We start from the raw sequence: 13,102 nt of genomic DNA on the forward strand, positions 1-13,102 counted from the left end.
CAATGACAGGCTCGATTCACACTATGATCTACTGAGGCAACTATAGGATTTTGTTATGGATGGGATCTCGTCCGACGCGTTGTCGGCGTTCGCGGTGTTCGCCGACCATCTCAACCTCACCCGGGCGGCGGCGGTGCTGCGCATTTCGCAGCCGGCGCTGCACGCGAAGCTGGCGACGCTGGCGCGCCAGGTCGGGCGTCCGCTGTACAGCCGGGTCGGGCGGCGGCTGGTCCTCACCGCCGACGGCGAGGCGGTGGCGCGGTTCGCGCGCGATCACGACGACCGGCTCGGTCGATTTCTGGAAGAACTGAAGGTGACGCCCACCAGCCGGCCGATCGTGCTCGCCGCCGGTCACGCGGCCTACATGCACGTGCTGGCCGACGTCATCCGCACCACGCTGGCGGAGCGCCCGGGTTCCCTGCGCCTGCTGCACACCCACCGGCACCAGATGTTGGCCGCGGTGCGCACCGGACGGGCGCACCTGGGCGTGTCGGCGCTCGACGTGCTGCCCGACGACCTGGTGGTGTCGCCGGTGGCGACGTATCCGCAGGTGCTGCTGGCGCCGGCGGGGCACCGGCTGGCCGGCCGGCACGCGGTGACGCTGGCCGACCTGGGCGGCGAGGAGATGGTGGTGCCGCCGCCATCGCGCCCGTTCCGGGTGAACCTGGAGCGGTCGATGCGGGCGGCGCGGGTGCCGTGGACGGTCGCCGTGGAGGCGGAGGGCTGGCCCCTGACGATCCACTTCGTCGCGCTGGGCGTCGGCGTCACGGTGGTCAGCGGCTGCGTGACCCCGTCCCCCGGCCTGACAACCATCCCGATCACCGACCTCCCGGACGTCACCTACTACGCCGCCCACCGCCCGTCGACTCTCGACGACCCCCGGGTCGCCGACCTCCTGGCCGCGGTCCGCGCAACCGCAGCACCGCGTTGATCTTGCAGTTGTGCTCGCTCCGAAACGGGACGAACCCGGACGGAAGGGCGAGCACAACTGCAAGATCGACCGGGTCAGGCGACGGTGCAGGTGGCGAGGGAGTCGAGGCCCGTCGGTTTGGCGGTGTGGCGGCCGATGGCGATCGCGATGCGGTCGATGGTCGAGCGGCGCTTGTCGGCCAGCGGGCCGAGGATCGCGTTCTGGACGAACGCCGGTCCGCCCTGGCCGACCGAGTTGGCGAGCCGGGTGTTGGCCTCGGCGATCTGCTTGTTCAGCAGTTCGAGGTTGCGGTCGACCTCGGCCTTCGCGGCGGCCGGGATCGCGGGCAGCTTGTCGGCGACCGTCGGGCAGGAGATCGTCCCGGCAGCGGCCGGCGGCTGCGTGGCCGGCTGGGTGGCCGGCGGCTGGTTCCCGCCGTTGGCGGGCGGCTGGGCTCCGCCGTTGGCGGGCGGCTGCTGGACGCCACCGCCGGCACCCAGGGTGCAGGTCGCGAGCGAGTCGAGGCCGGTGGGCCGGGCGGCGTGCCGGCCGATGGCGATCGCGATCCGGTCGATGGTCGCGCGGCGCTTGTCGGCCAGCGGGCCGAGAATCGCGTTCTGCACGAACGCCGGCCCGCCCTGGCCGACGGAGGTCGCGAGCCGGTTGTTGGCCTCGGCGATCTGTTTGTCGAGCAGGTCGAGGTTCTGTTGCACCTCGGCCGCCGCGGCGGCGGGAATGGCCGGCAGCTTGTCGGCAACCGTGGGGCAGCTGATCGTCCCGGCGGCCTGAACGTTGGCGGCGGCCGGTTTGTTGGCGGCCGGCTTGTCGGAGGCCGCCGCGATGCCGATGCCCGCTGCGAGCAACGCCGCCGCGGCGCCGCCGGCGATCAACAATCTCGGCGCTCGAACTCTGACCATGGCGCTTCCTTTCGGCGGAGTTTCTGTCTGCGCCGGGTGATACGCCGCCGGTGTGGGAGCGGTTCCACGCTCCCTACCAGGGAAAACAGGACGGCAAAGGTCGATCTAAAGATCGGCCGGGCAGGATGACCGTTCGGACGATCAAACGCCTAACGCCGATTTCATCGACCGCTCAGCGCCTCCTCACGAGCGGCGACGCCCCTGACCAGCAGCCAGCCGACGAGTCCGAGTTCGCCGACGAGCATGAGCAGGATGAGGCCACCGGCCAGCGCTCCCCCGTAGCCGGTGGTGAGCAACGAGCCGAAACTGTCGATCAGGTAGGCGACCCCGGAGACGCCGACCAGGGCGCCGAGCACGCGCGGGACCAGCCCGGACCGGTGCAGCAGGTACCCGAGCAGCGCGAGGTGGACGCCGAAGAACACGAGCGCCAGCGAGAACCCCGTCCGGAAGGCTTCGAGGTCGGCGAACGCCCGGTCGTCCACCCCGGATTCCGCGCCCGTGAGCAGGCGGTACGCCTCGAAGAGCCGGGGCAGTTGCGCGGCGAGCGCGACGGCGCGGTCGGTTCCCCGCAGCAGCACATAGAAGGTGACGGCGAGAGCGGCGTCGCCCGGCACCACCGTGGACTCCAGGAACATCGGCGAGCACATGCCGAGCAGCGCGAGCGCCAGGTAGAGCACGCCGGTGATCCGGCCGAGGAGACAACGCACCCCGCTGAGCCGCGACCTCGTCCTGCGGGCGGCGGTCGCGCTCGCCGACGAGGGTGGCGTCGCCTCGCTCACGATGCGCAAGCTCGCCGAGCGGCTCGGGGTGGAGGCGATGTCGCTGTACCACCACGTCGCCGACAAGGACGCGATCTTCGACGGGATCGTCGACGTCGTGTTCGGCGAGATCGAGCTCCCCGCGTCCGATGTTCCGTGGCGCGCGGCGCTGCGCGGCAGCGCGGTCTCCGCCCGCGCGGCGCTGGCCCGGCACCCGTGGGCGATCACGCTGATGGAGTCGCGGCCGAACCCGGGCCCGGCGACGCTGCGCCACCACGACGCGGTGATCGGGTGCCTGCGCGCGGGCGGCTTCTCGATCGCCGACGCCGCGCACGCCTACTCGGTGCTCGACAGTTATCTGTACGGGTTCGTGCTGCAGTCGACGAACATCCCGATCCAGACGCCGGAGCAGGTGGCGGAGGTCGGCACGGCGATGCTCGGCACGGTGCCGGCCGAGGAGTACCCGCATTTTGTCGAAATGCTCGTCGAACACGCGATGAAACCGGGCTATTCATACGCGGCGGAGTTCGAATACGGGCTCGATCTCGTGCTCGACGCGATCGAACTTATCCCCAGCAGAATCGCCACAAAGTGAGTGATAGATGCAGGCCAATTGACATAGTTTAGAGGACCAACTTAATGTTCTGAGGCATGACCCGTCTCCACTCCACCCTTGCACCGCTGCGCAGGCGTGTCGGCCTGGTTGCGGGTGCCGTCGCCGCCTTCCTGGCCGCGGCCACCTTCCTGATGGCGGTGAACGCGAACGCCGCCGCCGGCTGCCAGGTGGTCTACACCAACGCCTCGCAATGGGGCGGCGGCTTCGTCGCCAACGTCTCCGTCACCAATCTCGGCGACCCCATCAACGGCTGGAACCTCCGCTGGACCTTCCCGTCCGGACAGCAGGTCACCAACGCGTGGAACGCCACCATCTCGCCGTCCAGTGGCACGGTCACCGCCACCAACATGTCCTACAACGCGGCCATCGCCACCAACGGCAAGGCCGAGTTCGGCTTCCAGGGGACGTGGAGCGGCAGCAACACCATCCCCACGTCGTTCACGCTGAACGGCACCACCTGCACGGGCACGATCAACCCCAGTAGCCCGCGGCCGTCGAGCCCCGGACCGTCCAGCCCCGGACCGTCGACCTCCTCGTCGCAGCCGCCGTCGCAGAACCCGCGCGCGGTGGTCGCCGCGATGCAGCCAGGCTGGAATCTCGGCAACACGTTCGACGCCACCGGCCAGGGCGAGACCTCGTGGGGCAACCCCGCGGTCACGACCCAACTCCTGGACGCGGTGAAGGCCAACGGATTCAAGAGCATAAGAATCCCGGGGACGTGGATGCAGTACCAGGGCGCCGCACCCAACTACACCATCGACGCCACCCACCTCGCCCGCTACAAGCAGGTCGTCGACCAGGCGCTGGCCCGCGACCTCTACGTGATGATCAACGTGCACCACGACTCGTGGCAGTGGATCAACCAGATGCCCACGAACCCGACCGGTGTGCTGCAGCGGTTCAACGCCACCTGGACCCAGCTGGCCAGCACGTTCCGCGACTCGTCGCAGAAGCTGCTCTTCGAGAGCAACAACGAGCCGCAGTTCGCCAACGGCTCCGGCGACGCGCAGTACATCGACCTGAACAACCAGCTCAACGCGTCGTTCCGCAACATCGTGCGGGCGTCCGGCGGCAACAACGCCACCCGGATCCTGGTGCTGCCGACGCTGAACACCGACAACGCACAGGCCAAGGTGGACGGGCTGGCAAGCGCGATGAGCTCGTACAACGACCCGAACCTCGTGGCGACGTTCCACTACTACGGCTACTGGCCGTTCAGCGTGAACATCGCGGGCGGCTACCGCTTCGACGCGACCGTGCAGTCCGACCTCACCGGCGCGTTCGACCGGCTGTACAACGCGTTCATCGCCCGCGGGATCCCGGTGATCCTCGGCGAGTACGGCCTGCTCGGGTTCGACCGGAGCACCGGCACGATCGAGCAGGGCGAGAAGCTGAAGTACTTCGAGTTCTTCGGCTACCACGCGCGCACCCGCGGCATCACCACGATGCTCTGGGACAACGGCCAGCACCTGAACCGCACCGCGTTCACGTGGAGCGACAACGAGCTGATCAACCAGATCAAGTCGAGCTGGACGACCCGCTCCGCCAACGCTTCGAGTGATCAGGTGTACGTGTCGCGCACCAACGCGATCACCGCGAAGACGCTGACGCTGAACCTCAACGGCCTGTCGTTCACCGGCCTGTACCAGGGCTCCACGGCCCTGGCACAGGGCACCGACTACACCGTTTCGGGCACCACCCTCACCCTGACCCAGTCGGCCGTCACCAGACTGGTCGGGTCGAGAGCGTACGGGATCAACGCGACGCTGCAGGCGCGGTTCTCGGCCGGGGTGCCGTGGCGCATCGACGTCATCTCGTTCGACCCGCCGGTCCTGACGAGTTCGAGCGGGACCACGTCGGCGTACACGATCCCCACCCAGTTCCGCGGCGACCAACTGGCCACGATGGAGGCGAAGTACTCCGACGGCTCGTTCGCCGGTCCGCAGAACTGGACGTCGTTCAAGGAGTTCGACTACACGTTCACGCCGAACTACACCGCCAACACCATCACGCTGAAGCCGGAGTTCTTCGCCGAGGTGAACGACGCCCGGCCGGTGACGCTCACGTTCCACTTCTGGAGCGGCACCCAGGTCACCTACACCGTCACGAAGTCCGGTAGCTCGGTGACGGGCACCGCCTAGGAGACTCCACTGTGGAGGGTGTCCCCCCGTACACCCTCCACAGTGGTCACCTCGATTGGCGCTTGTTTCTTGGGACGCAGCACCGTGACCGCGACGACCGCGGCCGCCACGCCACCGACCACACCGACGATCGACGTGGCGGCGATCGCGTCGACGAAGGCGTCCTTCGCCTGCTGCGCGAGGGTCGCGTCACCGTCGAGGGCGGCGATCCCCAGCGCGTCACCGATCGAGTTCCGCGCCGACTCCCCGGCGTCGGCCGGCATCGCCGACCGGTAGACCGCGGTGAGCACGCTGCCGAGCACGGCCACGCTGAGCGCGGCGCCCACCTGCTGCACCGTGTCGTTGACCGCGGAGCCCACGCCGGCCCGTTCCGGCGGCAGCGCCGCGAGCAGCGTCCCGTAGGCCGCGGGCCCGGCGGTGCCGCTGCCGGCGCCCATCACGACCAGCGCGACCGCCAGCTTCCAGTACCCGTCCGCCGGGCTCAGTGACGCGAGCACCGCGAACCCCGCGCCCATCAGCAGCAGGCCGGCGGCGACCGCGACGCGGGTGCCGAGCTTCCGGTCGACCACCACGCCGATGCCGTTGAACGCGACCACGGTGATCAGCATCGGGATGAACGCCAGGCCCGCCTTCATCGGCCCGTAGCCGAGGACGAACTGCAGGTACTGGGTGAGCGCCAGCATCACCCCGCCGGCCGAGAACGACAGCAGCACGATCGACAGGCTGGCGCCGCCGAAGTTGCGGTCCTTGAACAGCGACATCGGCAGCATCGGTTCGGCCACCCGCCGTTCCCACAGCGCGAACCCGGCCAGGAACACGACGGCCACCACGAACCCGCCGACGGTGTTCGTCGACGACCAGCCGTCCTTCGCGACCGAGATGACGCCCCACACCAGCGCGGCCATGCCGACCGTCGACAGCAACGCGCCGACGAGGTCGGGACGGCTGGCCGGCCCCCGCGACTCCGGGATGATCGCCAGCGCGGCGACGATGCCCAGCACCGCGATCGGGATGTTGAGCAGGAACACCGAGCCCCACCAGAAGTGCTCCAGCAGCAGGCCACCCAGGGTCGGGCCGCCGAGCGCGCCGAGCATCAGCACCGAACTCCAGATGGCGATGGCCTTCTTGCGCTCGGAGTCGTCGAAGACGGTGGTGAGGATCGACAGCGTCCCCGGCATCAGGAACGCCGCGCCGACGCCCATCAGGCCGCGGACGGCGATCAGCTGCCCGGGCGTCTGGCAGACGGTCGCCAGGATCGACGCGCCGCCGAACATGACCAGACCGGTGACCAGGCCGCGGCGCCGGCCGTGCCGGTCGGAGAGGCTGCCCGCGGTGAGCAGCAGGCCGGCGAACACCAGGATGTAGGAGTCGATGATCCACTGGATGTCGGCCTGGCTGGCGCCCAGGTCGCGGATCAGGGCCGGGATCGCGATGTTCAGCACCATGTTGTCGATGACCACCACGAGCAGGCTCAGGCAGAGCACCGCGAGGATCAGCCATCGCCGTGGGTGGGGTGTAGGCATCGTCAGCTCCATCTTTCTCGAACACTGTGCGAGGGAACTCGAACACCGTACCATCGGTCTCGAACAGTGTGCGAGTCCCGCTAGGATGTGACCGTGCCCGCAAATCCGTTCACCAACTCGGTCTGGCTCCGGCCACCCCGCGCGAAGAGCGGTCAGCAACCCACGCTGACCCGCGACCAGATCGTGCGCACCGCGATCGAGATCCTCGACACCGAGGGCGAGAGCGGGCTGAGCATGCGCAAGCTCGGCACCCGCCTGGGCGCCGGCGCCACCTCGCTGTACTGGTACGTGGCGCACAAGGACGAGCTCATGGAGCTCGCCGTCGACGAGGTGTTCGGCGAGGTCTACGTCCCCGAGGTGGGCGACACCAGCTGGCGGATCGGCGCGTCGGTGCTCGCCAACGGCATGCGCGACATGCTGGTGCGGCACCGGTGGGTGCTCGGGCAGCTCGGCAACCGGCCGAACATGGGTCCGAACGCGATGCGCATGGGCGACCGCACCGTCGCCCTGCTGGTGGCGGCCGGCTTCACCGGCGTCGAGGTCAGCCACGCCAGCTCGCTGCTGATGTCACACGCGATCGGCGCCGCCACGTCGGTCGCGGCGGCCACCAACATCGTCCGCGACTCCGGCCACACCTTGAGCGAGATGTTCGAGGAGATCCGCCCGCACGTCGACCAGCTCGCCGAGGAGCACCCCGACTACGGCAAGTGGTGGCGCGAGACGGCGTCGCAACTGGTCCCCGAGCGCATGTTCGACGAGGGCTTCGCGTTCGGCCTGGAGCGCATCCTCGACGGCCTAGACCTCTGGCTCAAGAGCCGCCCGTAGCGGTCGCGGCCACCGGCTCGGATTCCTCGTCGGCGTGGGCGATGTGGCGCATCTCGCGCCACAGCAGCAGCACGAACACCGCCGACCCGCCGAAGCCGAACCAGAACGGCGCGGTGACGCCCCACTGCGCCGCGAGCACGCCGCCGATCACCGAGCCGACCACCAGGCCGCCGTAGACGCAGATCCCGTTGACGCTGCCGACCCGGCCCTGCAGGTGCGACGGCACCGCCCGCTGCCGGATCGTGAGCGACGTCGTGCCCCAGATGAACGCGTGCGCGCCGAACAGGAAGAAGATCACCCCGGCCACGATCGGCGACCTGGTGAGCGCCAGCCCCAGGTGGGTGAGCGTCTCCAGGATCAGGCCGATGCGCATCACGTTGCCGAGGCTGACCCGCCGGGTGATCCAGCCGTAGAGGGCGGTGCCGAGCAGCCCGCCGGCGGCCGACACGGTGGACATCACGCCGTAGCCCACGGAGCCCAGGCCCAGCCGCTGCGAGGCGTACAGCACCAGCACCGACCAGGCGGCGCCGAACGTGAAGTTGAAGATCAGAATCGTGAGGGCAAGGGTGCGGACGGCGGGATGCCGCGCGGTCCACTTGACCCCCTCGATCACGTCGCGGATGACGCTGCCGCGCTCGTCCGAAAGGGGTTTTTCCCGGACCGGGAGCGTGACCCGCGCGACCAGCACGACCCCCGCGGCGACCAGGACGGCCTGGGCGACGAACGGCCACGCCCGGCCGGCCGCGAACAGCGCGGCGCCGATCGGCGGGCCGGCAAGCTGGTTCATGGTGATGAGGCCGGTCTGGATGCGCGCGTTGGCGACGGAGAGGTCGTCGCGGTGGACCAGCGTCGGGGTGAGCGTCTGGGCGGAGTTGTCGGCGAAGACCTCGGCCGTGGCCAGCAGGCCGATCGCGGCCAGGGCGATGCCGACCGAGATGGTGCCGGTGGCCATCGTGGCGACGAGGCCGGCCAGGATCACCGCCCGGCTGCCGTCGGCGATCATGACCAGCATGCGCCGGTCGAGGCGGTCGGTGAGGGCGCCCGCGTACAGGCCGAAGACCAGCGGCGGGGCCCAGCCCAGCAGCGCCGCCATCGAGACGAGGAACGGATCGCCGGTGAGCGAGGCGACGAGCAGCGGGCCGGCCGCCATCGCGATGCCGTCGCCGAGGTTGGTGGTCCAGGAGGACGCGAGCAGCCAGCGGAACGGTTTCCCGAGGCGGGTCGGGAACACGGTCTCGCTGAGTCTGCTCACAAAGCACGGACCCTATGACGGCCCGGATGGCGGCGACAGGGGTTTTCGCGGTCGGCGTGATTCTGCGCACTTGCGCCAACAGGTTTGAGATGCAAACCTATTTGCATGACTTCTAACGCGGTTCCGGCCGGCGACGACCCGCGCCGGCTGCTGGCCGATGCACGGCTTCTCGCGCGCCGGGTCCGGCTGGCCCAGCGGGTGACGTGGTTGCCGCTACTGGTACTGGGCCTCGTGACGCTCGGGGCGATCCCCGTCTCCCTGCTCGGCACGGTGCACACCAGCGACTGCCGGCCGGTCGACGACGGCCAGTTGTGCAAGGCGACCTTCCCGGCCGGAGAGATCTACTGGCTGGGGATCGGGTTGGTGGCGTACGTGGTGATCGCCGCCGGGTACCTGCGGGTGGCGCGGGCCAGAGGAGTGGACGCCCGGGTGCTGCCGTTCGTGATCACCGGTGTCGCGGTGGCGCCGGTGGTGTTCGCCCTCGCCGCGGCCGGTGCCGCGGACTGGATCCTCCCCGAACCGGAGGCCCTCCACCCGACCGGCCTCGACCTGTTCCTGTTCCGGCTGCTCGCACCGGCCACCGGGATGGGGCTCGCCCTGCTGGTGCTGGCCTGGCTGGAACGGCACGTCGCGCTGCTGCTGTTCACCGTCGGGTACCTGGCGGTGGTGCTCGTGCCGGTCGACTTCGGCTGGGCGGCACGCAGCCAGTGGCAGTTCGTGCCGATGCTGGTGATCGGCGGCGGCGTGCTGCTGCTGGGCAGCGCCGGCTTCGCGCTGGCCCACCGGCGGCGTCGATGACCGGCCCGGTCGACGCCCATCCCGTCACCGGCCTCGACGACGTGGTGCACCAACGGGTGCGGCTCGGCATCCTCACCATCGCGCACGAGGCCCGCCGGGTGGAGTTCGGCTTCCTGCGTACCCAGTTGGAGCTCACGGCCGGCAACCTCTCCCAGCACCTCGGCGTGCTGGAGACGGCCGGGCTGGTCGACGTCGAGAAGGGCTACGCCGGCAAGCGCGGCCGCACGTGGATCACCCTCACGGCAGCGGGGAATGCCGCGCTGGCCGCGGAGATCGCACGGCTCAAGCAACTCATCGCCCGCGTCGAGACAACGACGGAGGCCCCCTGACTGGAGGCCCCGACCACTTCATGGGACCAACCCCAACAGTTTGAGTTGATCTTCTGACCGGGCACTGAGGCACCTCATCAATGCGGGGAGACGTGCCTGAGCGCCCGGTCCAGAGATCAACTAAGAACCTGGGTCCGAGCGACAGAAAGCCGAAACTCGGGCGACAGCAAGAGACCTAGGTCCGCAAAGGGGGGGTCGGGTATTCAACCTTATGAGTGGGGTCAGGGGGTTTGGGCGTAGCCTGCCTGCGTGGAGTTCCGGATTCTGGGGCCGGTGCAGGTGTGGCGTGACGGCTCCCCGATCTCCCTAGGTGGGCCCCGGCATCGGCGGTTGCTCGCCGTCCTCCTGGTGCACGCGGACGCGGTGGTTCCGGGCGACGTGCTGATCGACGCGCTGTGGCCGGCCGGTGCGCCGCGGCGGGCGCGGGACGTGCTGCATGTGCGGGTCAGTGAGTTGCGGGCGGCGTTGCGGGTCGACAACGACGAGCGGGATGCGGGGCTCGCGCATCGCGAGGGTGGGTACCGGCTGCGGGTGAACGCGGACGAGCTTGACGCGCGGGTGTTCGAGCGGCTTGCGGCGGCGGGTGGTCGGGCGTTGGCGGCCGGGGAGGTGGAGCGGGCGCGGGGTCTGCTCGGGGAGGCGTTGGCCGTGTACCGGGGGCCGGCGTTGGCGGAGTTCGCCGACGAGGCGTTCGCCCGGCCGACGGCCACGCGGCTCGACGCGGTGCGGCTGCAGGCGTTGGAGCACCGGGTGGCGGCCGATCTCGACAGCGGGCGGCACGATCTGGTGCTGCCGGAACTGGCGACGCTCACCGCTGAATACCCGTTGCGGGAACGGTTCCGGGCGCAGCTGATGCTCGCGTTGTACCGGGCCGGGCGGCAGAGTGAGGCGCTCGCGGCCTACCGGGAGGTGGCGCGGTTGCTGCGGGTGGAGCTGGGCATCGAACCCGGGGCGGAACTTCGCGAACTCGAAGCCGCGGTGCTGCGGCAGGACCCCGCACTCGGAGCAGGTGCTCATGGCGTATCCGAAAAAACCACCGATCAGGGTGACGGAAACCTGCCGGCCGGGCTGACGGGGTTTGTCGGGCGCGGCCGCGACCTGGCCGGGGTCGCCGAGCGGCTGCGCGCCGGGCGGCTGGTGACGTTGACCGGCGTCGGTGGGGTCGGTAAGAGCCGGCTCGCGGTGGAGGCCGCGGCGGTTGCGGGTGGGGCGTGGCTGGTGGATCTGGCCGCGCTGACGCAGCCCGGCCTGGTGGTGCTGACGATCGCCGCGACGCTCGGCGTGCGCGAGCATCCGCGGCGGCCGACGCTCGACGTGCTCGCCGCGCGGCTCGACCGGGCACCGGCCCTGCTGGTGCTGGACAACTGCGACCACCTGGTGGCCGAGGTCGCGGGCGCCACCGACGCGCTGCTGAAGGCGTGCCCGCCGCTGCGGATCATCGCCACCAGCCGGGAACGGCTCGGGGTGACCGGTGAGCAGCTGTGGCCGGTGGCCGGGCTGGAACCCGCCGACGCGCGGCGGCTGCTCACCGATCGGGTGACGGCGGGACGGCCGCGGTTCCGGCCGACGGCGGCGCTGGACGGGATCTGCCGGCGCCTCGACGGGTTGCCGCTGGCGTTGGAGCTCGCGGCGGCGAGCATCCAGGTGCTCGGCGTCGAGGAGGTGGCGCGCGGGTTGTCGGACCGGTTCCGGCTGCTGACCCGCGGCAGCCGCACCGCGCTCCCCCGGCACCGGACGTTGCGGGCGATCGTCGACTGGAGCTACGAACGGCTCTCGCCGGCGGACCGGCGGTTGTTCGAGCGGCTGTCGGTGTTCGTGGGTGGGTTCACGCTGTCTTCTGCGGAGGCCGTTGCGGGCGAGGGGGTCGTGGGCCTCGTCGACAAGTCCATGGTGACCTTCGACGGGTCGCGGTACCGGATGCTGGAGACGTTGCGGGCGTACGGATCCGAGCGGCTCGACGAGTCGGGGCTGCGCGACGAGACCCGCGACCGGCACGCGGCCACGGTGCTGGCGTTGGTGAAGGCGGCCCGGGCGGCGTGGCAGAGCGACGGGCAGACGGTGTGGCTGCGCCGGCTGGAGGAGGAGAACGGCAACCTGCGGGCGGCGCTGCACTGGTGCCTGGCGACCGGCGACGCGGCGACGGCGTTGCGGTTGGCCGGATCGCTGTATCCGTTGTGGGACCGGCACGGCCGCTACCGCGAGGGCCGCCGGTGGCTGTCCGCGGCGCTGGCGTTGGACAAGCCCGTTCCGCCGATCGTGCGGGCGCGGGCGTTGGACAGCGCAGCCGGACTCGCCGTGCTGCAAGGGGATCTGGCCGCCGCCGGCCGCGCCGCCGACGAGGCGGCCGAGCTGAGCCGGCAGGCGGGCGACGGCGCCGGGGTGGCGCGGGCGTTGACGACGCTCGGGCTGGCGGCGATCTACGGCGGCGACTATCCGCGGGCGGCGTCGGTGCTGCAACGGGCGCTCGGGTACGCGCGGGAGTCGGGTGCGGTGTGGCCGGAGGCGTTCGCGTTGCTGTATCTCGCGTCGGTGGCGGCGGCCCGGAACGACGACGAATTGGCTCTGGCGCTGGCGGACGAGTGCGCGCCGGTGATGCGGGCGATGGGTGACCCGGAGGCGCTGGCGGCGCTGGACATGCTGCGGGGGACGCTCGCCTGGCGGGCCGGCGATTCCAGCGCTGCCGCCTACCTGCGGGCGTCGTTGCGCGGGTACGGGCAACTCGGGCACGTGTGGGGGTTGTCGCTCGGCCTGTACCTCGCGGCCGAACTGGCGGCCGGCCGGGGCGGGCACGACCGGGCGGTGTCGTTGCTGGCGACGTCGGCGGCGTTGCGGGACGCGATCGGCGTGGTGGTGCTGCCGTTCGTGGGCGCGTGGATCGACGAGCTGCTCGCACGTTCCCGGGCCATTCTGGACCCGGCGGCGTTCGACGCGGCGTGGGCGGCCGGGCTGTCCCGCCGCCCCGAAGCGGCCCTTGAGCTGGCGCTGGAAGAGGCCGGATAAGAATTCCGGAAGGGTGGCTGCCTAGCGTCGGTG

11 protein-coding genes are annotated in these 13,102 nt (G+C 70.6%); 7 read left to right on the forward strand and 4 right to left on the reverse strand.

Annotated features, from left to right (window positions below; genetic code table 11):
- Positions 1–55: 55 nt before the first annotated feature.
- Positions 56–931 carry a LysR family transcriptional regulator gene (locus Vau01_RS17360; protein ID WP_203993553.1) on the forward strand — a complete coding sequence of 292 codons (876 nt, stop codon included), beginning with the start codon at positions 56–58 and terminating at the stop codon, positions 929–931.
- Between the two features lie 74 nt (positions 932–1,005).
- On the opposite strand, the gene Vau01_RS17365 is transcribed toward Vau01_RS17360, so the two are convergent.
- On the reverse strand, positions 1,006–1,827 hold the full coding sequence (locus Vau01_RS17365) for a hypothetical protein (RefSeq protein WP_203993556.1): 822 nt from the start codon (positions 1,825–1,827) through the stop codon (positions 1,006–1,008).
- Positions 1,828–1,988: 161 nt separating this feature from the next.
- Positions 1,989–2,534 carry a DUF4386 domain-containing protein gene (locus Vau01_RS17370; protein WP_203993559.1) on the reverse strand — a complete coding sequence of 182 codons (546 nt, stop codon included), beginning with the start codon at positions 2,532–2,534 and terminating at the stop codon, positions 1,989–1,991.
- On the opposite strand from Vau01_RS17370, the gene Vau01_RS17375 reads away from it, so the two are divergent.
- A complete protein-coding gene (locus Vau01_RS17375) occupies positions 2,509–3,180 on the forward strand; it encodes a TetR/AcrR family transcriptional regulator (protein ID WP_239151660.1) in 672 nt (223 codons plus the stop codon). The genes Vau01_RS17370 and Vau01_RS17375 overlap by 26 nt on opposite strands.
- Before the next feature lie 56 nt (positions 3,181–3,236).
- Complete coding sequence (locus tag Vau01_RS17380) at positions 3,237–5,342, forward strand: cellulase family glycosylhydrolase (protein ID WP_203993561.1); 2,106 nt, start codon at positions 3,237–3,239, stop codon at positions 5,340–5,342.
- On the opposite strand, the gene Vau01_RS17385 is transcribed toward Vau01_RS17380, so the two are convergent.
- On the reverse strand, positions 5,339–6,865 hold the full coding sequence (locus Vau01_RS17385; protein WP_203993563.1) for an MFS transporter: 1,527 nt from the start codon (positions 6,863–6,865) through the stop codon (positions 5,339–5,341). The genes Vau01_RS17380 and Vau01_RS17385 overlap by 4 nt on opposite strands.
- Positions 6,866–6,958: 93 nt before the next feature.
- Here Vau01_RS17385 and Vau01_RS17390 point away from each other — a divergent pair, with 93 nt between their 5' ends.
- Positions 6,959–7,690 (forward strand): TetR/AcrR family transcriptional regulator C-terminal domain-containing protein, encoded by a 732-nt coding sequence (locus Vau01_RS17390; RefSeq protein WP_203993565.1) that lies wholly within the window; start codon positions 6,959–6,961, stop codon positions 7,688–7,690.
- Here the strand turns inward: Vau01_RS17390 and Vau01_RS17395 are convergent.
- The gene (locus Vau01_RS17395) at positions 7,674–8,942 is read right to left on the reverse strand and encodes an MFS transporter (RefSeq protein WP_203993567.1); all 1,269 of its coding nucleotides are present in this window, start codon (positions 8,940–8,942) and stop codon (positions 7,674–7,676) included. The two genes, Vau01_RS17390 and Vau01_RS17395, sit on opposite strands and share 17 nt — an antisense overlap.
- Positions 8,943–9,047: 105 nt before the next feature.
- On the opposite strand from Vau01_RS17395, the gene Vau01_RS17400 reads away from it, so the two are divergent.
- The 3 genes from Vau01_RS17400 to Vau01_RS17410 all read left to right on the forward strand — a co-directional run bounded on the left by Vau01_RS17400 (position 9,048) and on the right by Vau01_RS17410 (position 13,069).
- Positions 9,048–9,740 carry a hypothetical protein gene (locus tag Vau01_RS17400; RefSeq protein WP_203993569.1) on the forward strand — a complete coding sequence of 231 codons (693 nt, stop codon included), beginning with the start codon at positions 9,048–9,050 and terminating at the stop codon, positions 9,738–9,740.
- Positions 9,737–10,069 carry a transcriptional regulator gene (locus tag Vau01_RS17405; protein ID WP_203993571.1) on the forward strand — a complete coding sequence of 111 codons (333 nt, stop codon included), beginning with the start codon at positions 9,737–9,739 and terminating at the stop codon, positions 10,067–10,069. The genes Vau01_RS17400 and Vau01_RS17405 overlap by 4 nt, the downstream gene beginning before the upstream one ends.
- A 249-nt stretch (positions 10,070–10,318) precedes the next feature.
- Entirely contained in the window at positions 10,319–13,069 is a 2,751-nt protein-coding gene (locus tag Vau01_RS17410) for an ATP-binding protein (protein WP_203993573.1), read from the forward strand.
- Positions 13,070–13,102: the final 33 nt, after the last annotated feature.

It is taken from the genome of Virgisporangium aurantiacum, from assembly GCF_016863635.1.
GTDB lineage: Bacteria > Actinomycetota > Actinomycetes > Mycobacteriales > Micromonosporaceae > Virgisporangium > Virgisporangium aurantiacum.

Coding starts and splice junctions, on each gene's coding strand:
- Vau01_RS17360 (WP_203993553.1), top strand. CDS start 56: ATGGATGGGATCTCGTCCGACGCGTTGTCGGCGTTCGCGGTGTTCGCC.
- Vau01_RS17365 (WP_203993556.1), bottom strand. CDS start 1,827: ATGGTCAGAGTTCGAGCGCCGAGATTGTTGATCGCCGGCGGCGCCGCG.
- Vau01_RS17380 (WP_203993561.1), top strand. CDS start 3,237: ATGACCCGTCTCCACTCCACCCTTGCACCGCTGCGCAGGCGTGTCGGC.
- Vau01_RS17385 (WP_203993563.1), bottom strand. CDS start 6,865: ATGCCTACACCCCACCCACGGCGATGGCTGATCCTCGCGGTGCTCTGC.
- Vau01_RS17400 (WP_203993569.1), top strand. CDS start 9,048: ATGACTTCTAACGCGGTTCCGGCCGGCGACGACCCGCGCCGGCTGCTG.
- Vau01_RS17405 (WP_203993571.1), top strand. CDS start 9,737: ATGACCGGCCCGGTCGACGCCCATCCCGTCACCGGCCTCGACGACGTG.